A 22575-nucleotide genomic window follows, 5' to 3' on the forward strand; every position below is an offset into this window, starting at 1 on the left:
CTTCAGGCGGCGCGGCCGGCCAGCGGCTCGGGGGCGGTGAAGCGGTCGTCGAAACAGGCGGCGATCTTCTGCACCAGGGCGCGGGCCTCGGGTGGGATGGCGACACGGCGGCCCCTGATCTCGACCTCGTCGCCGAGGGCGGCCAGCCGCGGCCAGGCGTCGCCGACCAGGGCGGGATCGAGGCGCAGCTGGGCGGCGACATGATCGACATCGACCTGGTAATCGCACATCAGGCGTTCGATCACGCTGCGGCGCAGGCGGTCGGCGGCCGACAGGGCGAAGCCCCGGGCGGTCGCGAACAGGCCCTGGCCGACCGCCTTGTGCCAGGCGGTGACGTCGGGCGTGTTCTGGACATAGCCGCCGGGCAATTCGCCGATCGACGACGGGCCGAGGCCGATCAGGACCCCGGCGTCGTCGGTGGTGTAACCCTGGAAATTGCGGTGCAGCCGGCCGGTGGCGGCGGCCCGGGCCAGCGTATCCTCCGGCCGGGCGAAATGGTCGAGGCCGATCGCCTCATAGCCGGCGGCGACGATCATGTCGAAGGCGGTGCTGGCCTGGGCGTGGCGGGCGGCGGCGTCCGGCAGGCTTTCGACCGGGATCAGGCGCTGGTGCGGCTTCATCTGCGGGACATGGGCATAGCCGAACAGGGCGATGCGGTCGGGCGCGAGGCTGAGGATGGCGCGCACCGTTTCGCGCAGGCCCTCGACCGTCTGCCAGGGCAGGCCGTGGACGAGGTCGATGTTGATCGACTGCACGCCGCGCCGGCGCAGGCCCTCGACCGCGCGGGCGATCACGGTGAAGGGCTGGATGCGGTTGATCGCCCGCTGGACCCGGGGATCGAGGTCCTGGCAGCCGATGCTGGCCCGGGTCATGCCGGCGGCGGCCCAGGCGTCGAGCTTGCGCTCGTCGAGGTCGCGGGGGTCGATCTCGACCGCGATCTCGGTCCCGGCGTCGATGACGAAGCGGTTGTGCAGGCTGCGCATCAGGTGGCCGATGTCCTGCGGGCTCATGATCGTCGGGCTGCCGCCGCCGAAATGGAGATGGGCGATGCGCGCCCGCCGGCCCAGGCTTTCGGCGACCAGGCTGGCCTCGGTGGCGACGGCGGTAACATAGCGTGTTACCGGTGCCGCCCGGTTCATCACCTTGGTGTGACAGCCGCAGAACCAGCACAGCGAGTCGCAATAGGGTACATGGATGTACAGCGACAGGTCCCGGTCCTCGGGCAGGCGGTACAGCCAGTCCGCATAGGTCTCGCCATCGATGCCGGCATGGAAATGCGGCGCGGTGGGGAAGCTGGTGTAGCGCGGAAAGCGCGCAGTGAGATGTGTGTCGGCCATGACACGATGAAACGCCCGCTGCCCTTTTCTTGCTTTGATCCAGGTCAAGATTGCGGAACGCCCCTGGTCCATTTCGTCGCAGCCGCAAGGGATTGACCTTAATCAACGCTTAACCCTGGTGCGGGGGGCACTGTCAATCCCGCAGGTGACGCCGTGACGCCGTCGCCAAGGAGGGAAGAGCAATGCTGAAGATGTTGAAGGCCGGCCTGCCGGCGGCCGCAGTCCTCGCCGCCGGTCTTGCGGGCGGCCTGATCCAGACGACCGGTGCCCAGGCGGCCGAACAGAGCCCCTGGATGGTGCGCGGCCGGGCGCTGATCGTGCTGCCCGAGGAAAACCTGGACAAGATCAACCCGGTTCTCGGGCCGAGCACCGACGTCTCGATCGACGACTCCGTGGTGCCCGAACTCGACATCACCTATTTCTTCACCAAGAATATCGCGGTCGAACTGATCCTGGGCACGACGCCCCACGACGTGAAGGTGACCGGGCCGGACGTCGACCTCGGCAGCGTCTGGCTGCTGCCGCCGACCCTGACGGTGCAGTATCACTTCGCGCCCGAGGCGAAGATCCGCCCCTATCTGGGCGTCGGCGTGAACTACACGATCTTCTACGGCAAGGACGAGCCGTCGGGCACCACGGTCGACTACGACAATAATTTCGGCTGGGCCCTGCAGGCCGGCGTCGATTTCGCCATCGACGACCATTGGGCGCTGAATGTCGACGTGAAGCAGATCTTCCTGTCGACCGACGTGAAGGTGAACGGCGCGGTCAAGGCCGATGTCGACATCAACCCCCTGCTGGTCGGCCTCGGCGTCGGCTATCGCTTCTGATCACTCGAGAGGCGAAACGCCGGACGGTTTCCTCCCATCCCTGCCGCCCGCGCGGCTCTCTCGGCAAGCGGCCCTTCGGGGCCGCTTTTTTTGCGTGGCCGGCATGGCCCGGGATTGGACCAAGGTGGGGGAAGAATCTGCTGCCGCCGCGAAATTGAAATATTGCAGTGCAATATTCCCCTGTGCGAAAGTTTTCTGGAACCCATCCAAGGCCGGTGGGTTTATCTGGGGAAGCCGGGAAGTGGGGCAGCGATCCTGTCCTTGATCCGGGCTTGGGGCGCCGGTCCCCTCCTTGGCTGGCGAAGGCTTGGATATTCGAGACTCTGAAATGATCATCGAACTGAAGCAGAATGACCGCGTGCTGGCGACCGACGTCGTGACCGCCACCGAGACGTTCGAGGCCCGCCACCTCCGCTGGGCCGAGCGCAAGGCCCGCGAACTGGCCCTGGAAGGCGAATATGAAGTCGCCCTGAAGACCCTGGCCGGCTCGGTCTGGGCGCATCAGAGCGTCGCGCACGCCGCCTGATCGATCTCAGGGTCTGATCCCACTCAGGGCTTGCCGGCGCCCCCCAGGGGTGGCCGGCTGCGAAAAGGGCTGTGCGGCTTGGGTGCCGGGCAGCCCTTTTGCCTTAAATGTTTAATAACGGGTCAGCTTTCTTGCCTCGTTGCGGATGGCGACGGCGGTGCGCGAACTGATCTGGCGCCGCAGCAAGGTGACGACGACGGCCAGCGTCGCCAGCGTGAAGGCATAGGGGCCGCCGAACCAGAACAGGGCCGCCAGGGCGAAATAATAGGCGCGGATGCCGCCGTTGAAGGATTGTGCCCCTTGCGACAGGACGTCGGCCGTCAGGTCCGCCATCGTGTCCATTTCCGCCCTTTCGGCCTGCTGCGGCCCGGGGGTGGCGCCGATCAGGGCGATCGCGTAGTTGAACTGGCGCAGCGCCCAGGAGAAGCGGAAGAAGCCGGCGACGAAAACCGCAAGCGGCAGCAGCACCTTCACTTCGAACAGGCCCCGCGTCGTCCTGGTGGTGAAATCGAGGGACTCGACCGTCTGCTGCAAGCCGTCGAGGCCGGCCAGGGCGCCGAGCAGGGCCGCCGCGATCAGTACCGTGGTCGAGGCGAAGAAGGCGGCCGAATTCATCACATGGCCCATCAGGGCGGCATCGGCGACCCGCATCTCGCGCTTCGCCATATTCTCCATCCAGTGGCGCCGGACCACCTTCATGGTGAAATTGATCGTGCGGAAGCGCCGCCCGACCAGGTTCAGCCCCGGCTCGTAGCCGAACCACACCGCCCCGAACAGGCCGAGAGCCAGCAGGTCCGGCGCCGTGAAGCCGAAGGCGAAAAGGGAGGCGAGAAGGCTGTCGAGCATGACCCGATCCTATCCCAGGCCCGGGGCCTGCGCCACGGCCCGCCGGTGACCGGAAGATGCATCAACACATAAAGATATCTTTATCCCGGTGGTTGCGCCGCCCCGGGCAGGCTGGTAGAAGAGGGCCATTCCACGCGGGCAGCCGCGTATAACTGCCGTGCCCGGCTTGCCCGTCACGGCCCGAGGATGATGGACATGGCCGCTTTCACCGATTTCAAGGTCAAGGATCTCGCGCTTGCCGACTGGGGGCGCAAGGAAATCCGCATCGCCGAGACGGAAATGCCCGGCCTGATGGCGCTGCGCGAGGAATATGGCGCCGCCCAGCCGCTGAAGGGCGCCCGCATCGCCGGCTGCCTGCACATGACGATCCAGACCGCGGTGCTGATCGAGACCCTGACCGCGCTCGGCGCCGAGGTGCGCTGGTCGTCGTGCAACATCTTCTCGACCCAGGACCAGGCGGCGGCGGCGATCGCGGCGGCCGGCGTGCCGGTCTTCGCCTGGAAGGGCCTGACGGAAGAGGAATTCTGGTGGTGCATCCACCAGACCGTGAAGGGCCCGGACGGCTGGGTCCCCAACATGATCCTGGACGACGGCGGCGACCTCACCGTTCTCATGCACAATGAATATCCGGAACTGATGGGCGGCGTTTTCGGCCTCTCGGAAGAGACGACGACGGGCGTCCACCGCCTCTACGAAATGTACAAGGCGGGCACGCTGAAGGTGCCGGCGATCAATGTGAACGACAGCGTCACCAAGTCGAAGTTCGACAATCTCTACGGCTGCCGCGAGTCGCTGGTCGACGGCATCAAGCGCGCGACCGACGTCATGCTGGCCGGCAAGGTCGCCGTCGTCGCCGGCTACGGCGACGTGGGCAAGGGCTCGGCCGCCTCGCTGCGCAGCCAGGGCGCCCGCGTGATGGTGACCGAGATCGACCCGATCTGTGCCCTGCAGGCGGCGATGGAAGGCTATCAGGTGGTGACCATGGAAGAGGCGGCCCCGGCCGGCGACATCTTCGTCACCACCACCGGCAATATCGACGTGATCACCCTCGACCACATGCGGGCGATGAAGGACCGGGCGATCGTCTGCAACATCGGCCACTTCGACAGCGAGATCCAGATCGCCGCGCTCCGCAACTACCAGTGGGACAATGTGAAGCCCCAGGTGGACGAGGTGATCTTCCCCGACGGCAAGCGCCTGATCGTCCTGGCCGAGGGCCGCCTCGTCAACCTCGGCTGCGCCACCGGGCACCCCAGCTTCGTGATGTCGGCGTCCTTCTCGAACCAGGTCATCGCCCAGATCGAACTGTTCGGGAACCACAAGAATTACGAGCGCAAGGTCTACATGCTGCCGAAGCACCTGGACGAAAAGGTCGCCCGCCTGCATCTGGCCAAGCTGGGCGCCAAGCTCACCAGCCTGACCGAACAGCAGGCCGCCTATATCGGCGCCAAGGTCGACGGCCCCTACAAGCCCGAACACTACCGCTATTGACCGAGCGCCGCCCGCCGGCGGTTCAGGTCGAGGCCGGGGCGGCGCCGCAAGGTGCCGCCCTTTCCGTTCCGGCAGCGGATATTCAAGGCAAACCATGGTGCGGGCGGTCGGACTCGAACCGACATATCCGTAAGGACGGCGGATTTTGAATCCGCTGCGTCTACCAATTCCGCCACGCCCGCACATTACCGCCGATTCTAGCCTCCGCGCTCTGCACCTATTCTGCACCTAGCGCTTTTTGAGGTTCCCTCGACCGCTTTTCTCCTACCCCGGCAACTCCTTGAACTACAACAGCTTTTCAATTCACCGCGATATTCTGTCGCACGGTAGACAAACCACTTTTTGAGTCCGCTGCGTCTACCAATTCCGCCACGCCCGCGCGTGTCGCCGGCGGCGGGGCCGGCCGGGGAGATCGGCTAGATAACAGCGTGCGGCAGGGAGCGCAAGCGCTTCCTCCGACGAGGGCGGGGGGCAGGGGGCGATGGATCGGGTGGCTTGGCCATCGTATCTTGGGGCAGCAGGTCGGCTGGAGATTCGGTGATGCGGAAAAGCGGTGCAGCGGGATCGGGCGCGCGGCGGGGGGCGGCGCTGGTGCTGGCCGGATCGGCCGCCCTGCTGGGCGGGGCCTTGCTGTTCCAATATGGCGGCGGGCTGGCGCCTTGCGAATTATGCATCTGGCAGCGCTGGGCCCATGGCGCGGCCATGGCCGGCGCCGTTCTCGCCCTGGTGCTGCCGCGCGGCCTGCCGGCGGCGCTGGGCCTCGGGCTTGCCCTGGTCGGGCTGGTGGCCGGGGTCGGGATCGCCGGCTTTCATGTCGGGGTCGAGCAGGGCTGGTGGCAGGGGCTGGCCGCCTGCGGTGGCGGCGGCAGTACGGCAGGCTCGGTCCAGGATCTTCTGTCCCAGATCGAGACTGCGCCGGTGGTCCGCTGCGGCGATGTCGCCTGGTCGCTGTTCGGCCTGTCGATGGCCGGGTGGAACGCGCTGATCTCGCTCGGGCTCGGGCTGGGCGCCCTGGCCGTCGCCCGGCGCCGCTGAGGCTCAGCCTTCGTCGGTAGCGGGGGGCACCGCGGCCTCGCCCCCTTCGGGCAGCATGAAATGGCCGTGGGCGGTGGCGATCGGCCGGGTCGGATCGTCCTGCCAGGCTTCGATCCTGACATTGGCGATGCGCCGGCCGTGCTTGGCGACGATGGCCTTGGCGAAAGTGTCGCGCGGCCGGCCCGAGCGCAGGTAATCGACGGTGATGTCGATCGTCTTCGGGATTCCCGGCTCGGCCATGTCGGCGACGAGCTGGGCGATCGCCGTCATTTCGAGGAAGGCACCGATGGTGCCGCCGTGCAGCGCCGGCAGGCGCGGATTGCCGATCAGGTGATCGGCATAGGGCATATGGGCGATCACCCTGCCCGACTCGTCGGTCGTCGCGGTGACGCCGAGCAGGCGGGCGAAGGGAATCGCCTGCATCAGGCGGCCGATGTCCTCGGTGCTGACCGGGTGGGTGAGGCGGGGCAGGCGCTGGCGGTCGGTCATTGGCCCACCTTTTCGGCGATCTGGCGCGACGGCCCGGTCCGGTTGGCGCCCAGCATGAAGGTCGCGACCGAATGGGCGATGGCATCGCCGCGGTCGCCGTGATGGGCCAGCGCCCGGATGAAGGCGATGCTGCGGGTCTTGCGATAGCATTCGGCATCGACGAACACGGTCTGCCCCGGGGTCGCCGGGCGCAGGTAATCGATGCGGAGGTCGAGGGTGGCGACGCTGGTCATGCGCGTCAGGGCGCAGATCACCGCCGTGCCGCAGGCATTGTCGATCAGCGCGGTGACGATGCCGCCGTGCAGGACGCCGGTCTCGGGATTGCCGACCAGATCCTCGCGCCAGGGCAGGGACAGGGTGGCGCGGGCCGGGCCGACCTCCTCCACCGCCATGCCGACCGCCATGGCGAAGGGCACGGCGGACAGCAGCAGATGCTTGTTCTCGCCGATCAGTTCGCCGATGACCTTTGCGGGCTCCTGCCCGTTGTCCTCGCTCATGCGTTCCCGGTTCCTTCATGCTTGCCCGCCGGTTCCGCCCGCTGCGCGTCGCGCTGGTCGAGGAAACGGTTGATCAGGGCTTCGATCCGATCGAAGTCACGGTCCTTGAAGTTCACCTCGGACTGCGCGAAGGGAATTTCGATCTTCCGTTCGCGGAAGGTGCGTTCGACCGCATACATGAGGTCGGTGCGGACCAGGGCGCCCTCCTCGATATTGGCAAGGAAGCAGCGCAGCTCGAAATCGAGCGAACTGGCGCCGAAATTGAGGAAGAACACCCGGGGCTTCGGGAAGGACAGCACCGACTTGTGGCTGCTCGCGATCTCGATCAGGGTCTTCTCGATCGTCGAGGGATCGCTGCCATAGGCGACGCCGACCGGAATGTCGATGCGGCCCAGCTTGTTGTGCAGCGTGTAGTTGACGATCGGCTGCGAGATGAGGTCGCCGTTCGGCACGATTACCGTGGTGCGCTTGAAGGTCTCGATCTCGGTCGCGCGCACGTTGATGCGCTTCACCGTGCCCTCGGCGCCGCCGATCACCACCCAGTCGCCCACCTTCACCGGCCGTTCGACCAGCACGATGAGGCCGGAGATGAAATTGTTCACGATGTTCTGGAGGCCGAAGCCGATACCGACCGAGAGCGCGCCGGCGATGATCGCGATATTCGAGAAGTTGATGCCCGCGACCGAGACGGCGATGACGAGGCCGAGGGTGGTGCCGGCATAGCCGGCGGCCGACTTGATCGAATTCTGCACCCCGGTATCGAAGCGGGTCTGCGGCAGGATCCGCCGCTCGAGCAGGCGCTGCACCATGCGCGTCAGGCGCAGCGCGACGATGAAGACCACGATCGCCAGCAGGATGTCGGTGAAGGAAATGGTGAAATTGCCGATCCGGACGCCGGAGATGCCGGATTCGAGGAAATTGGCGATATCCTGCCGCGGCACCCCCGCGCTGGGCAGGAAGGCGAGGAAGAGGGCGAAGCCGAGGGCGACGTTGAAGAAGCCGGCGAGCCAGAAATGGGCGACCTTGCCCGAATCGTCCGACAGGCCGAGGGCGCTCCGGACCTGGCGCAAGGGGCCGCGCTGGGCATTCAGCATGGCCGCGGTCGCCTCGCCGATCACCGTCGTCAGGGCCGAGAAAATGCCGAACAGGGCGCCGATCAGGATGACGTTGCGCGTGATGTAATCGGAAAGATTATAATAGCCGGCCAGCGCGGTGACCGGGATCGCCAGCACCAGGAGGCGCAGCACGCGCCGCGGGAAGACGTAGAGCCGGGGATCGACCGTCTCGCCCCCCGTCGCCTCGGCAGAGACCATGGCTTCGCTGCGATACCAGGCACGGTCGCCCAGGATCGGCCACAGACCGAAGGCGATGGTCGAATTGGCGAAGAGATTGACCAGGGCGCGGAAACTGCCGTCCGCCTGGGCCAGGTTGAAGGCGATCCAGATGAAGCTGTTGACCCCGATCATGACGCCCAGCAGCTTCAGGCGGCTTTCCAAGGTCTCGGCGCTTTTCTCCGAGAGGCCGGAAATCCGCCACTGGGGCAGGCGCGGTTGCAGGGCGACATGGGCAAAGCCCGAGACCACGATATAGATCGACAGGCCGGCCACCAGCCCCCGGGCCAGCAGGCTGAAATCGCCGGTCAGCAGGCCGTGGACGCTGAAGGAGACATAGACCGAGACGATGGCCAGCACCGGAATGGCGCAGGTGGCAAGGCCGGCCGCCGTCGCCGCCAGCACGCGGCGGCCCTGGCTCGGCTCTTCCTCCTCGGGCTTCGGGCCGCCCTTCCGCAGCAGCCAGCGCCGGATCGGCCAGCCGACGATGGTGGCGCCGACGATGACGAGCAGCACGGTCGGCCATGCCGTCGCCAGCTTGGCGCCGGTCTCGGGCGCCGACCACCACGCCAGCGGCACCCCGGACAGGGCGGTGATGGCGTCCAGCGTCTCGGGCAGGCCGGTTTCCCAAAGTTCCAGCGAGAAGGGCGAGGGACCCTGGGCCATGACCTTGGCGGTGACCTGTTTCCGCGTATTCTCGACCGCGATCAGGACCAGGGCGTCGGCGCGGGCGGCGACCACCAGGGCCCGCTTGGCCCGGCCGTCGAGATCGGAGATTTCGGCGTTCAGGCTGGCGCGCTGGCGGGCAAGCTCGGGCGATTCCTTGGTGTTCTCGTCCGCCGGCGGCGGGCCCAGGGCGTCGAGCAGGGCCCGGGTCTCGGCCAGCGAACTGTTCACCGATGCGGCCAGCGCCTGGGCTTCGTCGCGGATCGCCTCGACCTGGGTTCTGGCTTCGAGAATCGTCTGTTCGTCGGCGGCGGGATTGCGCACCGTCACTTCCAGCTTGTCGAGGCTCGCGCTCCAGCTGGTGATCTGGCTGGTGACCTGCCGGCCGTCCGAAGCGACGGGCGCCCCGGCGATCGGCTTTTCCGCGCTGTTCTCCTCGGCGGCGAAGGCCCGGGGGGCGGCGGGGATGCAAAGCAGCAGCACGAGCAGGAGGAGGTGAAGACGCGGCGAGCGGGGCATGATGGCCTTCAAGTGGCAATTCGAACGGACACTAGCGCGGTTTCAGCCGACGTGGGAACCGCTTTGGCGGGCGGGTGCCCTGCTTCCGGCGTTTTCACGGCTTTTGGAATGCGCTATGCGAAGCCAAGAAACAACAAGACGAAAAACACCAGGACGAGGGGGAGCACCCGCATGAGCGAAGCGAATCCGGCCGGGCGCATCAGCGTCGAGCGCCGCGGCAACCTGCTGTTGATCGGCCTCGACCGGCCGGAAAAGCGGAACGGCCTGACGCCCGAAATGTTTCACGCCCTGAACGATGCCTATACGCTGCTGGAGGATGATCCCGGGCTCTGGGTCGGCATCCTGCACGCCCATGGCGATCATTTCACCGGCGGCATCGATCTGCCGCGCTTCGCCGCCGCCATGGCCGAGGGCGGCGACCTGCCCCATGCGCCCGACAAGGTGGATGCCTTCAACCTGCGTGGCCGCCCGCGCAGCAAGCCGGTGATCGCCGCGGTCAAGGGCATCTGCTTCACCGCCGGCATCGAATTGATGCTGGCCGCCGATATCGTCGTCGCCGGCAGCGACTGCCGCTTCGCCCAGATCGAGCCGAAACGCGGCATCATGGCGACCGGCGGCGCCACTTTCCGCTTCGTCGAGCGCGCGGGCTGGGGCAATGCCATGCGCTGGCTGCTGACCGGCAGCGAATTCGATGCCGGGGAAGCCCGCCGCCTCGGCTTCGTCCAGGAGATCGTCGAACCGGCGTCGGTGCTGGACCGGGCGCTGGCGATCGCCGGCGAGATCACGGACAAGGCGCCGCTGGCGGTGCGCGCCACCAGGGACAATGCCCGCACCTATGCCCTGCACGGCCAGGAGGCGGCGATCGCCGGTTTCGGCGAGACCCAGCGCCGCCTGGCCCGCAGCGCCGACGCCGCCGAAGGGGTGCTTTCCTTCATCGAAAAGCGCCCGCCCCGCTTTACCGGGGCATGACGGGAAGGGGCGTGACGGGAAAAGGTCCCAAAACACTCGGCGCATTTGACCTTGGCGTCATTTTCGTGATCATGGCGCCGGGGCGCACCGGCGCGGACTAGGGCCGGTCCGCCGGCCGGCTTTGACGCCGGCATCATTTTTCCCCGGCAAGAGGCCCAAGGCCCGCGAGGGGGGAAGACCCGACGGGCAGGGGATGGAGGGCTGATGACACAGGGGCTGGCGGCGACACAGGATCTGCCGGTGATCGACACCGAGGACGAGGCGGAGGACGCCCTGCAGGCCGGCAAGCGTGCGACCACCAAGGCGCAGAACCGGTCCCAGATCCTGGCGGCGGCGCGGGAAGTCTTCGCCAGTCTCGGCTATGAGGCGACGACGGTGCGCGACATCATCCGCCGCACCTCGCTGGCCTCGGGAACCTTCTATAATTATTTCCCGACCAAGGAGGCGGTGTTCCGCGCCGTGGTCGAGGACAGCGCCCGCCGCGTGCGCCAGCGCCTGCGGGCGGAGCGGCGCTCGGCCCGCAGTTTCCAGGATTTCTGCTATCAGGCCTATCTGACCTATTTCCGCTATGTCGTCGAGGATCGCCCGACCTACGACCTGATGCGGCGGAACATGGCGGCGATCGCCTCGGTTTTCGCCAGCCCGGAACTGGCCGAGGGGCGGGACGAACTGCGCGAGGATATCGCCGATGCGGTGGTGCGCCGCCTGCTACCGCCGACGACCGACGCCGACATGCTGACCCTGGCCATTCACGGCATCGCGGTCAATCTGGCCGCGCGCATGATCGAGACCGGGGACAATGACGTCGAGCGGGCGGCCCGTTTCGCCACCGGTCTTCTCGTCGCCGGCGCGCTGGGCGGCTGGGCCGCCCCGCCGCAATCCTGACCGACCATCGATACCGACGCTTTCAGCAGGGGGAAACAGCAATGTCCATTCGCCGGGTCATCGAGAAGATCCTGGTCTCCATTCTCGTGCGCCTGCCCCGCTCGTGGCTGGTGAAGATGGCGGGCGGCCGGCCGGTCATGATCGAGGGCAAGACCCTGGATCCCCAGCTCCAGTTCCTGCTGGCGCTGGCCGCGAAGCGCCCGGCGATCGAGACGCTGCCGGTCAGCGGCGCCCGCCAGCTTTACCGCGACATGGCCTATACTTTCGGCGGCGGCGCCCGGGGCATGGCCCGCGTCGAGGAACGGCGCGCCCCCGGCCCCTATGGCGATATCCCGCTCCGCCTCTACGTCCCGAACGACCTGCCGCCGGGGCCGGCGCCGACCCTGGTCTATTTCCATGGCGGCGGCTTCGTCATCGGCGATCTCGAATCCTATGACCGCGTCTGCCGCTATCTGGCCGATGCCGCCCGCTGCCAGGTGCTGTCGGTCGACTATCGCCTGGCGCCGGAGCACCGGTTCCCGGTGGCGATCGAGGATTGCCTGGCGGTCTGGCGCCATGTCACGGCCGATCCCGGCGACTATGGCGCCGATCCGGCCCGGATCGGGGTCGGCGGCGACAGCGCCGGCGGCCATCTGTCCGCCGTGGTCAGCCAGCAGGCGAAGGCGGCGGGCCTGCCCCTGCCCAGGCACCAGTTGCTGATCTATCCGGTGACAGACGTCTCGCGCGAATGGGCCTCGCACGAGACCTATGCCGAAGGGTTCCTGCTGACCAAGGCGGCCATGCACTGGTTCATGGGCCATTTCCTGCCCGACGACGCGGATCGCACCGATGCCCGGGTCTCGCCCCTGAAGGCGGACAGCATGGACGGCCTGCCGGCCGCGACCGTGATCATCGCCGGCTTCGACCCCCTGCAGGACGAAGGCCGCGCCTATGCCGCGGCGCTGGCCGGCGCCGGCGTTGCGGTCAAAGTGCTCGAATTCGACACTCTGACCCATGGTTTCGTCTCGCTGCCCGGCGTCGTCGGCAGCGCCGACCGGGCTTTGCAGGAAATTTCATCGGCAATTCGGGCGAATTTGGTCAACTGACAAGATTGTCCCCGGGCGGTAATATTGCTACCTCTCCCTTGGCGGAGATGCCGAAGCATCCCGGGGAGAGGGTCATGAGCGGCTGGTTGCGCCTGTTACGCAAGATCGAGGCTGTCGTCGTCCGCTGGCTGGTCCGGCTGCCGGAGAAAGCCCTGGTCTTTCTTGCCGGGCGCCGCCCGATCCGGATCGGGGGGCGGACGCTGGACACCAGGGTCCAGTTCATCCTGCGCCTGATCTCGCGCGAGCCGGCGATGGAATCCCTGCCGGCGCCGCGGGCCCGGCAGCAATACAACCGGCTTTGCGCCGTCGTCGGCGGCAAGCCCCGGCCGATGGCGCGGATCGACCGGCTGGTCATCCCGGGGCCGGCGCGGCCCCTGTCCGCCCGGCTTTATGTCCCCGAAGGGGTGGGGCCGGGGGCGCCGCTGCTGGTGTTCTTCCATGGCGGGGGCTTCGTCGTCGGTGACCTCGACGATTACGAGGTGCCTTGCCGCCTGCTGGCGGACGAGGCCCGCTGCCTCGTCCTGTCGGCCGAATACCGGCTGGCGCCCGAGCATGTCTTCCCGGCGCAGAGCGAGGATGCGGAAGCGGTCTGGCGCTGGGTCGGGGAGAATGCGGCGGTGCTCGGCGCCGATCCCGCGCGCATCGCCGTCGGCGGCGACAGCGCGGGCGGCCATATCGCCGCGGTGATCTCGCTGCTGGGCGAGCGCCTGGGCGTGCCGGCGCCGCGCCACCAATTGCTGATCTATCCGAGTGTGGACATGACCCGGCCCTGGCGCTCGCTTGAGACCTATGGCCGGGGCTTCCTGCTGACCCGGCCGATGATCGACCATTTCATGGCCAGCGTCCTGCCGCCGGGGAGCGATACCTCGAACCCGCGGATCACGCCGCTCGGCGCCGACAGCCACGCCGGCCTGCCGGGGGCGACTTTGGTGCTGGCCGGCTTCGATCCCTTGCAGGACCAGGGCCAGGCCTATGGCGAGGCACTGGCGGCGGCCCAGGTGCCGGTCAATGTCCTGATGTATGAAAGCCTGATCCACGGCTTCATCGCGTTCCCCGGCACGGTGCCCGCCGCCGACCGGGCGATGCGCGAGATGGCGGCCTCGCTGCGGCGCGGGCTGGCGGCCGCTTAAAAGAGTGTGCTGTTGACCGTGCCCTTGGCGATCAGCCGGTCGTCGGGGGCGCGGACCTCGACCTCGCTGACGAGGGAGGTGCGGCCGGCGCGCAGGATCACGCCCCGGCCGACCAGGTCGATGCCGAGGGCGGGGCGCAGGTAGTTGACGTCCAGGGTGGCGGTGGCGCCGCCCGTGTGCCGTTCCGGATCGGCGACGAGGCAGGACAGGCCGGCGCCGACGATGTCGATCAGGCTGGCGATGGCGCCGCCGTGAACCGTGTTCCCCACCGTGACATTGTCCGGCGAGAAGGGCAGGGCAAGCTCCAGGCGGCCGTCGCCCACGGCCAGCAGGCGGATGCCGAGGCGGCGGGCCAGCGGCGCCGCCACGATGATGGTTTCGATCAGCCCGGCCATATTCGCCATCTTCATCCCCTCCGGGTTGCGATGGCGCCAGGGTGCGGCAGGGTGCTGCGGCCGGCAATGACCGGAAAGGTCATCGCCGGCCTGTATTCAGTCTCAGCGGCTGCCGAACTTGTAGCCGACGGCGACGCCGACCGCGATTTCCGACAGGTCGATATTGGCATTGCCGCCGGCGAAGCCGGGCGGGATCGAATTCTCGCCGTCGACCCGCACCTTGGGGGCGTAAAGGCCATAGGCGCTGAGTTCCAGGCCGCCGTCGCTGTTCCAGGTGGCGCCCAGGGTGAAGTGATGCTGCACCACGCCGGGGGCCAGGGTGTTGAGGAAGGTCTGGTCGGCCGGGATCGGATCGGTGACATAGGCCCAGCCGCCGCGGACCTGCCAGTTCCCGTTCACCCGGTAATTGGCGCCCAGGCGGAAGACGGTGACATCGTCCCAGCCGAAGCCCGGGCCGTTGTCGGCACCGAGCGGCACGCCCTGGAACAGGCTGTTCACCGGATTGCCGACGGCGCCGACACCCGAATATTCGATGCGCTGGACCTCGCCCGTCAGGTCCAGGCCGTAGGGCGCCTTCAGGGTCACGCCCAGGCCATAGTGTGCCGGAATGTCGAAATCGCCCTGGTCGGCGAACAGGCCGCGGTATTTCTCGAATTCCTGCGACCAGGTCTTGGTCTGATAGTTCAGGCCGATGCTGAGCCAGGGGGTGATGTCGCCGAGATAGCCGATGCGGAAACCATAGCCGAAGGCATCGTCGACGCCCTGGTTCGAGACATGGGCCGGATCCTGGGAGAAGCCGGCGAACAGGCCGATGCCCTTGGCCTCGAAACGCTGGTAGCTGACGTTCAGCGAGGCGCCGACGGCATGGCCGGGCAGGAATTCATAGGCGATGGTGGGCGAGACGATCAATTGTTCGAGATTGACCCCGGCGGCACCCTGGGCGCCGAAACGGCCGAAGGGATTGGTGCCGTAATCGGTGTTCATGCCGCCGTTGCCATAGACCGCGACGCCGAGCGACAGGGTATCGCTGACCTGGCGGATATAGCCCAGTTCCGGAATGGCGAAGAATTCGGTGTCGCTGCCGTCGTAATGCTGGTCCGGGCCGGCGCCGTTGCCGGCGATGGTGGCGCCCCGGTCGGGGCTGAACACTTCGACGCCGATATCGAAACGGTCGCCGAGGAAGGCCGCGCCCGCCGGGTTGGCAGCGATCGCGATCGAATCCTTGGGATAGGCGATGGCGGCGCCGGCGATACCCTTCGCCTGCACGCCATAGCCATGGGAGAAATAGCCGACCGTGGCCGAAGCCGGGAAGGCCGCCCCCAGGGCGGCGCCGGCGGCGAGGGCAAGCGTGAGGGTGGCGCGGGAAGACGCGCTGACGGGGCGGAGCATCGAAAGAACCTCGGACTGGGTGCGGCCGTCGGGCGGAGGGGAATTCCCGCCGGCTTCCCGCCCATCAACGATTATCCGAAATATGTTCGTCAATAAAATATAAATAACAATTTATCATAGGTAAATTACCGTGTGCTGGCGGCCACAGGCTGGCGGATGGCTGCCGCTTCCCTATTTAGGCAGCAGGGTCGCGGTATAGCCGGCGGCGCGATAGGCGGCGAGCCCGATCCATTCGCGCAGCGCCCGGGTCGATTGCCCGAGGGTGGCGGCGGTGTCGAGCGGGGTCCAGGGCATCGCGTCCGGCCCCGGGGTGACGGGCGCGACCGGCCAGGGGATCACCTGCCAGCCCTCGTGCCGGAAGACGGCGACGGCGCGCGGCATGTGCAGGGCGCCGGTGACCAGGACCCAGGGGCGGCCGGCGCTGTCGCCGGCCAGCATGCGGGCCTCGACGGCGTTTTCGCGGGTATTGCGCGAGCGGCCGTCGAAGGCGACCCGGGTCAGGTCGAAGCCGGCGGCGAGGAGGAAGTCGCGGGCGAAAGCGGCCTCGGTCCGCGCGACCGTGCCGAGGCCGCCGAAGCCGCCGGCATAGATCACGGGGGCCTCGGGATAGCGCCGGCCGAGGTCGATGAGGGCGGTCAGCCGCTCGGCCTCGGCGCCGAGGATGGGCCGGCCCCAGCCGAGCGAGCGTTCGGTGTCGATGCCGCCGCCAAGGACGAGGATCCCGGCAATCGCTGCCGGCAGGGCCGGGGCCGGGACAAAGCGCCGTTCCAGCACGGCGGCGGCATAGGGGCCGAGCGGCGTCGCCGCCGCCAGCAACAGCACGGCCAAGGCTGCCGCGGCCAGCCGCCGGGCCAGCCGCGGGCACCGGCACAGGATACCGGCCACGGCGCCGAGGCCGAGCAGGACCGCCAGATTGAGCGGGGCCGCGACCAGCCAGAACAGTTTCGCGGCGACGAAGAACATCTCAGGTGCGGCGGAAGACGATGGCGGCACCCCAGCCGAAGGCGACGGCGACGGCGACGGCGGCAAGGCCGTAGAGCGCGGGATAGTTGAGCGCGGCCTTGTAGATCCAGCGCTCCACCCCGGTCTTGTCGACGAAGAGGGCGGAGGAATTGGCGCCGACCAGATCGCCGTCCTTGAACAGATAGATCTCGGCCTTGTAGCTGCCCACGGGCACGTTGGAGGGGAAGTGGAACTCCGCCCGGAACAGGCTGGGGCCGACGAAGGTGACCGGCTGGACCTGGGGCGAATAAAGCGTGGCGCGCTGCTTCAGGCGCAGGATCGCCTCGCGGAAGGGCAGGACGTCGGCGGTGATCTCCTCCCCCTCCGGGCGGTCGCGCTCGCGGAGCTTCAGCGCCTCGAGGCCGATCTGGTGACGGGCGAGATGGGAGGCGGCACCGATCTGGGCCAGGGGCCGTGTCGAGGCGACGGCATAGAAGGCGGGAATGCCGGCGAAGGGATGGGCGTCCGTGTTCACCCAGATGCCGAAGGCCCGTTCCTTGCGCCGCACCCGGATCCCCTGGTCGGGCCCGCGCAGCACGACCACCACATCGCGCTTGCCCGGCCCGTCGGCGACCACGGCGCCGAAGACCAGGATGGAGGAGCCGGTGAAGCTGGAGGTGATGGCGATCAGGCGCTGCGACAGGTCGGTCATCAGCGTGTCGGCCCGCGCCGGCAGGCCGAGCAGCAGGCCGGCGAACAGCAGGAGGGCGAGGCGCGCCCTCACAGCCGGGCCCCGATCAGGGTGAGGGAATAGAGTTCGGCCGGGGTGACGAGAAGATCGACCGCCAGCCGGATCCCGACCGCGAGCACGAGCAGGCTGAGCAGCACGCGCAATTGCTCGCCCTTCAGGCGCAGCGAGACCCTGGTGCCGAACTGCGCCCCGATCACGGAACCGAACAGCAGCAGCATGGCGAGCAGGATATCGACCGACTGGTTGGCCCAGGCCTGCAGGAAGGTAACGAAGGCGGTAACGAAAATGACCTGGAACAGCGAGGTTCCGATCACCACCTGGGTAGGCATGCCGAGCAGGTAGATCATGGCCGGGACCAGGATGAAGCCGCCGCCGACGCCCATGATGGCGGAGAGCACGCCGATGCAGAAACCGACCGCGAGCGGCATCAGGGCACTGATATAGAGCCGCGATTTCCGGAAGCGCATCTTGAACGGCAGGCCGTGCACCCAATTGTGCTGGTGCAGCTTGCGGCGCCGGACCGTGCCGCGCCGCTGCTTCCAGAGCGCGCCCGCGCTCTCGATGAACATCAGGGAACCGATGGAGCCGAGGAACAGCACATAGGCGATGGCGATGACGACATCGACCGTGCCCGCCTTGCGCAGGGCGGCAAAGGCCCAGGACCCGAGGCCGGACCCGACCAGGCCGCCGGCGGTCAGCACGAGGCCCATGGGGACATCGACATTGCTGCGCCGCCAATGGGCGATGACGCCGGAAACCGAGGTCGCCACCACCTGCTGCGCCCCGGTGCCGACCGCGACCGGGGCCGGCACGCCGATGAAGATCAGCAGGGGCGTGATCAGGAAGCCGCCGCCGACCCCGAACAGGCCGGACAGGAAACCGACTGCGCCGCCAAGCCCAAGCAGGAGGAAGACATCGACCGAAAGCTCGGCTATGGGCAGGTAGATCTGCATCTGAGACTCGGGGCCGAAGGCGATGCCGGTCGCCCGAGTATGGGCGAGGGTGGCCAGGGTGGCCAGAGGCTTCCGAGCGGCGCGTCAGTCCGTAACCCCGGCCGCCCGAAGATGGCGGCCGAGCCGCCCGCCGGCCCAGAGGAAGAACATCCGGTAGTCCGAGACCAGCGACCACAGCGGATAGGTGAACGTGGCCGGGCGGTTCTTCTCGATGCCGAAATGCGCGACCCAGGCGAAGAAATAGCCGGCCAGCGGCATGCCCGCCAGCCACCAGCCGTTGCCGGTCGCGATCGCCGCCGCCAGGAAGCCGAAGCTCAGGCCGGTGCCGATATAATGCAGCGCCCGGGTTGCCGGCTTGGCATGTTCCTGAAGGTAGTAGGGAAAGAATTCGGCGTAGGTTTCGAGCCGCTGCGGCCGGTTGCTGGTCATGGCGCTCCCCTCGTGTCGTTGGCGCCATTCTCGCCTCGAAGCCCGGCCCGGGACAAGGGCGGGATGGATTGTTGTTGACTAGGAAACAATGCGGGTATAGTTTCCTAGTCAACTAATGAGGTGGCCATGGCTTTCGTCTCGGATCTAACCGCGCATACGGGTTATTGGATGCGCATGGTCTCCAATGCGGTATCGCAGGATTTCGCCAGCAGGCTGGGCGCCGAGGGCGTAACCGTGGCGGAATGGTGTGTCCTGCGCGCCCTCTACGACGAGGCGGCCGTCGCCCCCTCCGCCCTGGCGGAGAAGATGGGCCTGACCCGGGGGGCGATCAGCAAGCTGGCCGACCGGTTGCAGGCCAAGGGCCTGGCGGAGCGGGGGGATCATCCGGGGGACCGGCGGGGCCAGCGTCTGTTCCTGTCCGCGGCGGGGCGGGCCAAGGTGCCTGTCCTTGCCGCCATCGCCGATCGGAATGATGCGGATTATTTCGGCGCCCTGGACCCGGCGGAGCGGGAGAGCCTGGACCGGATGCTGAAGGCCCTGGTGGATCGGCAGCGCCTGACGCGGATCCCCCTCGACTGAGCGATGACCCATTGCCTGTAGGAGACGACCATGGACGCGGACCGGATCGCCATTGCCGAAGCCTGCCTGAGGGCGGCCCATGACGGCAGCCTGAGTTTCCCTGAAATCGTCGGCCGGTTGGCCGGAGCCGGTTTCGAGGGTTATGCGGTGGACTATCGTCGCCATGCCCAGATTTTCTACCGGCCGGACGGCGATAGCGTGGCCCTGGCCATGCCCGGGGGCCGGGGGCCGGTGGCGGCCGCCTTCGCCGCCGCCGGGATCGAAGCGCTGGTCCGCTGGGCCCAGTCGGGTTCGGCGGACTATCGCTACGAGGCTTTTTCCGAAGGGGCCAGGGCGGCGGGCTGTGCCGGTTATCTGGTCTCTTTTGCCGGCCGCCGCGTCGTCTACTATGGCCGCGCCGCCGAAACCCATGTGGAGCATTTCCCCCGATAGGGGCCTCTCAGCGGGAAAAGAGTGCCAGGAACTCCGCCAGGGTCGCCAGGGCCCGGCGCGGATGGAGGCGCAGGGGCACCAGGAGGGCGGCGATCAGGGTGAACAGGGCCAGCCCCACCGCGCCGTCGATCACCCAGCCGCAATAGGCGAGAAAGATCCCGCCGGCGCTCACCGCGGCCTGCCACGACCGCAACAGCAGGCGCCGCAAGCCATTCATGGGCCAATTCTCCTCGTCCATCCGGGGGAATATGGGGTCGCCCCCGGTTTCGTGCCAGATATTGGAATTCCTGAAATGATTTCGCACTGCGGCGCGATATAAAATTGCCATCGCTGACGATTTGCCAGTTGACGTTAACGTCAACGTCATCTATGAGTCTGCCCACGTTCGGAGGAGACGATCGGATGAAGGCAGGGGCTGAACCCGCGGGGTCGAAAACCTATTCGATCACCCAGCTGTCGGAAGAATTCAGCGTGACGCCCCGCGCCATCCGCTTCTATGAGGACAAGGGCCTGCTGCACCCGCGCCGGGATGGCCAGACCCGGATCTATTCGCAGCGCGACTGGGTGCGGCTGCTGCTGATCCTGCGCGGCAAGCGGGTGGGCTTCTCGCTGGCCGAACTGCGCGACATTCTGGATCTCTACGATCTCGGCGACGGCCAGACCGAACAGATCCGCCGCACCCTTCTGATCGCTCGCAACAAGGCCGCGAGCCTGGAGCGCCAGCGCCAGGACATCGACCAGACCCTGGTGGAGCTGACCAATGCCTGCGGCTTCCTCGAGGGCCTGCTGAAGGAGCGGGGCATCGACCCCCATCAGCCGGTCGCCGCGCCGAAGCGCAGGAAGGTCGGCACGGCGTGAGTGCCGCCACTCTTCCGGCCGCGTGTCGTCGCGCGGCCTTGACCCATGCCGGCCGGGGCCCTGTCCCGGCCGCCCCTCTGTTCGGTGCGGCCCGCCCGCTTTCCCCGCCGCGGGGGACAGTATCGGCAGCCGCGACCGGGCACCGTGCCGTGCCGGCGCCTGCCGCGACGGAATGGCCGCATGATCGTCGCCATGCTGACAATCATGTCGATAATCGTGCTTGAGTTGTCATTGTCTTGCCGCTATGGCGAGGCACGCTGGAGCGGAGCCGGGCGGCGCAAGTCCAAAACGGGCGGCGGTGTCACGGCCAGGTCGCCGAAGGGCCGTGCGATTCCCCGTCCGCTCCTGCCACAGGAAGTCTGAGGAGAGACCCATGCCCAGTTACAAGGCGCCCGTCGACGATATCCGTTTCGTCCTGCACGACGTGCTGACCATCGAGAAATATTCCAACCTGCCGGGCTTCGCCGATGCCCCCCGGGACGTGGTGGACGCCGTCCTCGAGGAAGGCGCCAAGCTGTGCGAGCGCGTGCTGGCCCCTATCAACCAGTCGGGCGACCAGGAAGGCTGCAAGATCGCCGACGGCGTGGTGACGACGCCGAAGGGCTTCAAGGAAGCCTATAAGACCTTCATCGACGGCGGCTGGTCGGGCATCACCTCGGACCCCGAATACGGCGGCCAGGGCATGCCCTATGTGCTCGGCTTTGCCGTCAACGAATTCGTCTCGGCGTCGAACATGGCGTTCGGCATGTATCCGGGCCTGTCCCACGGCGCCTATGAGGCGATCCATGTCTGGGGCACCGACGAGCAGAAGCAGACCTACCTGCCGAAGCTGGTGTCGGGCGAATGGACCGGCACCATGAACCTGACCGAGCCGCATTGCGGCACCGACCTCGGCCTGCTGCGCACCCGCGCCGAGCCGCAGGCCGACGGCAGCTACAAGGTCACCGGCACCAAGATCTTCATCTCGGCCGGCGAGCAGGACCTGTCGGACAATATCATCCATCTCGTGCTGGCCAAGATCCCGGGCGGGCCGGAAGGCGTGAAGGGCATCTCGCTCTTCATCGTGCCGAAGTTCATGGTCGGGGCCGACGGCTCGCTCGGTGCGCGCAACGCGGTGAAGGCCGGCAACATCGAGCACAAGATGGGCATCATCGGCAATGCCACCTGCGTCATGAATTACGACGGGGCGACCGGCTTCCTGATCGGCGAGGCGCACAAGGGCCTGCGCGCCATGTTCACCATGATGAACGCCGCCCGTCTCGGCGTCGGCGTGCAGGGTCTCGCCCAGGCCGAGGTCGCCTATCAGAACGCCGCCGCCTATGCCAAGGAACGGCTCCAGGCGCGCTCGATCTCGGGCACCAAGTTCCCGGACAAGCCGGCCGATCCGATCATCGTGCATCCGGACGTGCGCCGCATGCTGCTGTCGATCCGCGCCTTCGTCGAGGGCGCCCGCGCCTTCTACCTCTGGACCGGCCTGAAGATCGACCTCGCCCACCGCGACCCCGATGCCACCGTGCGCGAGGCCAACGAGGATATCGTCGCCCTGGTCACCCCGGTCGTGAAGGGTTACCTGACCGACAAGGGCTTCGAGTCGGCGGTCAACGCCCAGCAGGTGTTCGGCGGCCACGGCTACATCAAGGAATGGGGGATGGAGCAGTTCGTCCGCGATGCCCGCATCACCCAGATCTACGAAGGTGCCAACGGCGTGCAGGCGCTCGACCTCGTCGGCCGCAAGCTCGGCCACAAGGGCGGCCAGCCGCTGATGGCCTATATCGGCGAGATCGAGCGCTTCATCGCCGAGAACCAGGGCAACGAGGGGCTGAAGCCCTTCCTCGACGGCCTGCGCGCCTCGACCGACGACCTCCGCGACGGCGCCATGTGGTTCATGCAGAACGCCCTGGCCAACCCGGACAATGCGGGCGCCGGCTCGGTCGAATACATGCACCTCTTCGGCATCCAGGTCCTCGCCTATATGTGGGCGCTGATGGCCAAGGTGGCGCTGGAGGCGAAGGCCGCCGGCACGGCGACCGAATTCCACGACAACAAGCTGATCGTCGGGCGTTTCTTCGTCGCCCGCGTCGTCCCCGATACCAAGGCCCTGCTGGCGAAACTGTCGGCCGGCGCCGACACGATCATGGCCCTCGACGCGGCCAACTTCTGATCGGGCAAGCCTCGCGGAGGGGACGAAGGGGGAGCGGCGTGGCCAGCGCC

At 67.6% G+C, this 22575-nt stretch carries 25 protein-coding genes and 1 tRNA gene; 13 read left to right on the forward strand and 13 right to left on the reverse strand.

Annotation, left to right across the window (positions count from 1 at the left end):
* Window positions 1-2 precede the first annotated feature (2 nt).
* Window positions 3-1337, reverse strand: a complete 1335-nt coding sequence (hemN, locus tag DKG75_RS18520; RefSeq protein WP_109922651.1) for an oxygen-independent coproporphyrinogen III oxidase — start codon at window positions 1335-1337, stop codon at window positions 3-5.
* 182 nt (window positions 1338-1519) lie between these two features.
* Between hemN and DKG75_RS18525 the strand changes: the two genes are divergently transcribed.
* On the forward strand, window positions 1520-2167 hold the full coding sequence (locus DKG75_RS18525) for an OmpW/AlkL family protein (protein WP_208111886.1): 648 nt from the start codon (window positions 1520-1522) through the stop codon (window positions 2165-2167).
* A 328-nt stretch (window positions 2168-2495) separates the two neighbouring features.
* Window positions 2496-2693: a hypothetical protein gene (locus tag DKG75_RS18530; RefSeq protein ID WP_109922652.1), complete on the forward strand. Its 198-nt coding sequence runs from the start codon at window positions 2496-2498 to the stop codon at window positions 2691-2693.
* A 111-nt stretch (window positions 2694-2804) separates the two neighbouring features.
* Here DKG75_RS18530 and DKG75_RS18535 read toward each other — a convergent pair whose 3' ends face one another.
* A complete protein-coding gene (locus DKG75_RS18535; RefSeq protein ID WP_109922653.1) occupies window positions 2805-3539 on the reverse strand; it encodes a DUF599 domain-containing protein in 735 nt (244 codons plus the stop codon).
* 195 nt (window positions 3540-3734) lie between these two features.
* Here DKG75_RS18535 and ahcY point away from each other — a divergent pair, with 195 nt between their 5' ends.
* Window positions 3735-5030: an adenosylhomocysteinase gene (gene ahcY, locus DKG75_RS18540; RefSeq protein ID WP_109922654.1), complete on the forward strand. Its 1296-nt coding sequence runs from the start codon at window positions 3735-3737 to the stop codon at window positions 5028-5030.
* Window positions 5031-5125: 95 nt separating this feature from the next.
* Here ahcY and DKG75_RS18545 read toward each other — a convergent pair.
* Window positions 5126-5212, reverse strand: a tRNA-Leu gene (locus DKG75_RS18545).
* Window positions 5213-5570: 358 nt separating this feature from the next.
* On the opposite strand from DKG75_RS18545, the gene DKG75_RS18550 reads away from it, so the two are divergent.
* On the forward strand, window positions 5571-6065 hold the full coding sequence (locus DKG75_RS18550) for a disulfide bond formation protein B (RefSeq protein ID WP_109922655.1): 495 nt from the start codon (window positions 5571-5573) through the stop codon (window positions 6063-6065).
* Between the two features lie 3 nt (window positions 6066-6068).
* On the opposite strand, the gene DKG75_RS18555 is transcribed toward DKG75_RS18550, so the two are convergent.
* Genes DKG75_RS18555 through DKG75_RS18565 form a run of 3 tightly spaced genes read right to left on the reverse strand, consistent with a single transcriptional unit; the run spans window position 6069 to window position 9567 of the window.
* Window positions 6069-6554, reverse strand: a complete 486-nt coding sequence (locus DKG75_RS18555) for a PaaI family thioesterase (protein ID WP_109922656.1) — start codon at window positions 6552-6554, stop codon at window positions 6069-6071.
* Window positions 6551-7051: a PaaI family thioesterase gene (locus DKG75_RS18560; RefSeq protein ID WP_109922657.1), complete on the reverse strand. Its 501-nt coding sequence runs from the start codon at window positions 7049-7051 to the stop codon at window positions 6551-6553. The genes DKG75_RS18555 and DKG75_RS18560 overlap by 4 nt, the downstream gene beginning before the upstream one ends.
* Entirely contained in the window at window positions 7048-9567 is a 2520-nt protein-coding gene (locus DKG75_RS18565) for a mechanosensitive ion channel family protein (protein ID WP_133636688.1), read from the reverse strand. Before DKG75_RS18565 ends, DKG75_RS18560 begins: the two co-directional genes overlap by 4 nt.
* A 171-nt stretch (window positions 9568-9738) precedes the next feature.
* Here DKG75_RS18565 and DKG75_RS18570 point away from each other — a divergent pair, with 171 nt between their 5' ends.
* The 4 genes from DKG75_RS18570 (at window position 9739) to DKG75_RS18585 (ending at window position 13636) form a co-directional block, all read left to right on the forward strand.
* The gene (locus DKG75_RS18570; protein ID WP_109922659.1) at window positions 9739-10536 is read left to right on the forward strand and encodes a crotonase/enoyl-CoA hydratase family protein; all 798 of its coding nucleotides are present in this window, start codon (window positions 9739-9741) and stop codon (window positions 10534-10536) included.
* A 204-nt stretch (window positions 10537-10740) separates the two neighbouring features.
* Window positions 10741-11421, forward strand: coding sequence for a TetR/AcrR family transcriptional regulator (locus DKG75_RS18575; RefSeq protein ID WP_109922660.1), 681 nt, complete (start codon window positions 10741-10743; stop codon window positions 11419-11421).
* Between the two features lie 41 nt (window positions 11422-11462).
* Window positions 11463-12506, forward strand: coding sequence for an alpha/beta hydrolase (locus tag DKG75_RS18580; RefSeq protein ID WP_109922661.1), 1044 nt, complete (start codon window positions 11463-11465; stop codon window positions 12504-12506).
* A gap of 74 nt (window positions 12507-12580) precedes the next feature.
* On the forward strand, window positions 12581-13636 hold the full coding sequence (locus tag DKG75_RS18585; protein WP_166646268.1) for an alpha/beta hydrolase: 1056 nt from the start codon (window positions 12581-12583) through the stop codon (window positions 13634-13636).
* Here the strand turns inward: DKG75_RS18585 and DKG75_RS18590 are convergent.
* The 6 genes from DKG75_RS18590 to DKG75_RS18615 form a co-directional block, all read right to left on the reverse strand.
* A complete protein-coding gene (locus DKG75_RS18590) occupies window positions 13633-14040 on the reverse strand; it encodes a PaaI family thioesterase (RefSeq protein ID WP_166646269.1) in 408 nt (135 codons plus the stop codon). The genes DKG75_RS18585 and DKG75_RS18590 overlap by 4 nt on opposite strands.
* A 93-nt stretch (window positions 14041-14133) precedes the next feature.
* On the reverse strand, window positions 14134-15420 hold the full coding sequence (locus DKG75_RS18595; RefSeq protein WP_109922664.1) for an OmpP1/FadL family transporter: 1287 nt from the start codon (window positions 15418-15420) through the stop codon (window positions 14134-14136).
* A 171-nt stretch (window positions 15421-15591) separates the two neighbouring features.
* Window positions 15592-16383, reverse strand: a complete 792-nt coding sequence (locus DKG75_RS18600; RefSeq protein ID WP_109922665.1) for a YdcF family protein — start codon at window positions 16381-16383, stop codon at window positions 15592-15594.
* Between the two features lies 1 nt (window position 16384).
* A complete protein-coding gene (locus DKG75_RS18605) occupies window positions 16385-17146 on the reverse strand; it encodes a TIGR02186 family protein (RefSeq protein ID WP_109922666.1) in 762 nt (253 codons plus the stop codon).
* Window positions 17143-18066: a sulfite exporter TauE/SafE family protein gene (locus DKG75_RS18610; protein WP_109922667.1), complete on the reverse strand. Its 924-nt coding sequence runs from the start codon at window positions 18064-18066 to the stop codon at window positions 17143-17145. Before DKG75_RS18610 ends, DKG75_RS18605 begins: the two co-directional genes overlap by 4 nt.
* A gap of 84 nt (window positions 18067-18150) precedes the next feature.
* Window positions 18151-18495, reverse strand: coding sequence for an Mpo1-like protein (locus DKG75_RS18615; RefSeq protein ID WP_109922668.1), 345 nt, complete (start codon window positions 18493-18495; stop codon window positions 18151-18153).
* 126 nt (window positions 18496-18621) lie between these two features.
* On the opposite strand from DKG75_RS18615, the gene DKG75_RS18620 reads away from it, so the two are divergent.
* Both DKG75_RS18620 and DKG75_RS18625 read left to right on the forward strand, forming a co-directional pair.
* On the forward strand, window positions 18622-19074 hold the full coding sequence (locus DKG75_RS18620) for a MarR family winged helix-turn-helix transcriptional regulator (protein ID WP_109922669.1): 453 nt from the start codon (window positions 18622-18624) through the stop codon (window positions 19072-19074).
* A gap of 30 nt (window positions 19075-19104) precedes the next feature.
* On the forward strand, window positions 19105-19506 hold the full coding sequence (locus tag DKG75_RS18625; RefSeq protein ID WP_109922670.1) for a DUF1398 domain-containing protein: 402 nt from the start codon (window positions 19105-19107) through the stop codon (window positions 19504-19506).
* A gap of 7 nt (window positions 19507-19513) precedes the next feature.
* Here DKG75_RS18625 and DKG75_RS18630 read toward each other — a convergent pair whose 3' ends face one another.
* Window positions 19514-19723: a hypothetical protein gene (locus tag DKG75_RS18630; protein ID WP_133636692.1), complete on the reverse strand. Its 210-nt coding sequence runs from the start codon at window positions 19721-19723 to the stop codon at window positions 19514-19516.
* A 185-nt stretch (window positions 19724-19908) separates the two neighbouring features.
* Here DKG75_RS18630 and DKG75_RS18635 point away from each other — a divergent pair, with 185 nt between their 5' ends.
* From DKG75_RS18635 to DKG75_RS18640, 3 genes are all read left to right on the forward strand, one after another.
* Window positions 19909-20364, forward strand: a complete 456-nt coding sequence (locus DKG75_RS18635) for a MerR family transcriptional regulator (protein ID WP_109922672.1) — start codon at window positions 19909-19911, stop codon at window positions 20362-20364.
* 180 nt (window positions 20365-20544) lie between these two features.
* Window positions 20545-20727 (forward strand): hypothetical protein, encoded by a 183-nt coding sequence (locus DKG75_RS22780; RefSeq protein ID WP_133636694.1) that lies wholly within the window; start codon window positions 20545-20547, stop codon window positions 20725-20727.
* Window positions 20728-20737: 10 nt separating this feature from the next.
* The gene (locus DKG75_RS18640; protein WP_109922673.1) at window positions 20738-22525 is read left to right on the forward strand and encodes an acyl-CoA dehydrogenase C-terminal domain-containing protein; all 1788 of its coding nucleotides are present in this window, start codon (window positions 20738-20740) and stop codon (window positions 22523-22525) included.
* The last annotated feature ends 50 nt before the right edge of the window (window positions 22526-22575 follow it).

The sequence above is a fragment of the Zavarzinia compransoris genome (genome assembly GCF_003173055.1).
In the GTDB taxonomy this organism is placed as follows: Bacteria; Pseudomonadota; Alphaproteobacteria; order Zavarziniales; family Zavarziniaceae; genus Zavarzinia; species Zavarzinia compransoris.

Coding starts and splice junctions, on each gene's coding strand:
- hemN (WP_109922651.1), bottom strand. CDS start 1,337: ATGGCCGACACACATCTCACTGCGCGCTTTCCGCGCTACACCAGCTTC.
- DKG75_RS18525 (WP_208111886.1), top strand. CDS start 1,520: ATGCTGAAGATGTTGAAGGCCGGCCTGCCGGCGGCCGCAGTCCTCGCC.
- DKG75_RS18530 (WP_109922652.1), top strand. CDS start 2,496: ATGATCATCGAACTGAAGCAGAATGACCGCGTGCTGGCGACCGACGTC.
- DKG75_RS18535 (WP_109922653.1), bottom strand. CDS start 3,539: ATGCTCGACAGCCTTCTCGCCTCCCTTTTCGCCTTCGGCTTCACGGCG.
- ahcY (WP_109922654.1), top strand. CDS start 3,735: ATGGCCGCTTTCACCGATTTCAAGGTCAAGGATCTCGCGCTTGCCGAC.
- DKG75_RS18550 (WP_109922655.1), top strand. CDS start 5,571: ATGCGGAAAAGCGGTGCAGCGGGATCGGGCGCGCGGCGGGGGGCGGCG.
- DKG75_RS18555 (WP_109922656.1), bottom strand. CDS start 6,554: ATGACCGACCGCCAGCGCCTGCCCCGCCTCACCCACCCGGTCAGCACC.
- DKG75_RS18560 (WP_109922657.1), bottom strand. CDS start 7,051: ATGAGCGAGGACAACGGGCAGGAGCCCGCAAAGGTCATCGGCGAACTG.
- DKG75_RS18565 (WP_133636688.1), bottom strand. CDS start 9,567: ATGCCCCGCTCGCCGCGTCTTCACCTCCTCCTGCTCGTGCTGCTGCTT.
- DKG75_RS18570 (WP_109922659.1), top strand. CDS start 9,739: ATGAGCGAAGCGAATCCGGCCGGGCGCATCAGCGTCGAGCGCCGCGGC.
- DKG75_RS18575 (WP_109922660.1), top strand. CDS start 10,741: ATGACACAGGGGCTGGCGGCGACACAGGATCTGCCGGTGATCGACACC.
- DKG75_RS18580 (WP_109922661.1), top strand. CDS start 11,463: ATGTCCATTCGCCGGGTCATCGAGAAGATCCTGGTCTCCATTCTCGTG.
- DKG75_RS18585 (WP_166646268.1), top strand. CDS start 12,581: ATGAGCGGCTGGTTGCGCCTGTTACGCAAGATCGAGGCTGTCGTCGTC.
- DKG75_RS18590 (WP_166646269.1), bottom strand. CDS start 14,040: ATGGCGAATATGGCCGGGCTGATCGAAACCATCATCGTGGCGGCGCCG.
- DKG75_RS18595 (WP_109922664.1), bottom strand. CDS start 15,420: ATGCTCCGCCCCGTCAGCGCGTCTTCCCGCGCCACCCTCACGCTTGCC.
- DKG75_RS18600 (WP_109922665.1), bottom strand. CDS start 16,383: ATGTTCTTCGTCGCCGCGAAACTGTTCTGGCTGGTCGCGGCCCCGCTC.
- DKG75_RS18610 (WP_109922667.1), bottom strand. CDS start 18,066: ATGCAGATCTACCTGCCCATAGCCGAGCTTTCGGTCGATGTCTTCCTC.
- DKG75_RS18615 (WP_109922668.1), bottom strand. CDS start 18,495: ATGACCAGCAACCGGCCGCAGCGGCTCGAAACCTACGCCGAATTCTTT.
- DKG75_RS18620 (WP_109922669.1), top strand. CDS start 18,622: ATGGCTTTCGTCTCGGATCTAACCGCGCATACGGGTTATTGGATGCGC.
- DKG75_RS18625 (WP_109922670.1), top strand. CDS start 19,105: ATGGACGCGGACCGGATCGCCATTGCCGAAGCCTGCCTGAGGGCGGCC.
- DKG75_RS18630 (WP_133636692.1), bottom strand. CDS start 19,723: ATGAATGGCTTGCGGCGCCTGCTGTTGCGGTCGTGGCAGGCCGCGGTG.
- DKG75_RS18635 (WP_109922672.1), top strand. CDS start 19,909: ATGAAGGCAGGGGCTGAACCCGCGGGGTCGAAAACCTATTCGATCACC.
- DKG75_RS22780 (WP_133636694.1), top strand. CDS start 20,545: ATGATCGTCGCCATGCTGACAATCATGTCGATAATCGTGCTTGAGTTG.
- DKG75_RS18640 (WP_109922673.1), top strand. CDS start 20,738: ATGCCCAGTTACAAGGCGCCCGTCGACGATATCCGTTTCGTCCTGCAC.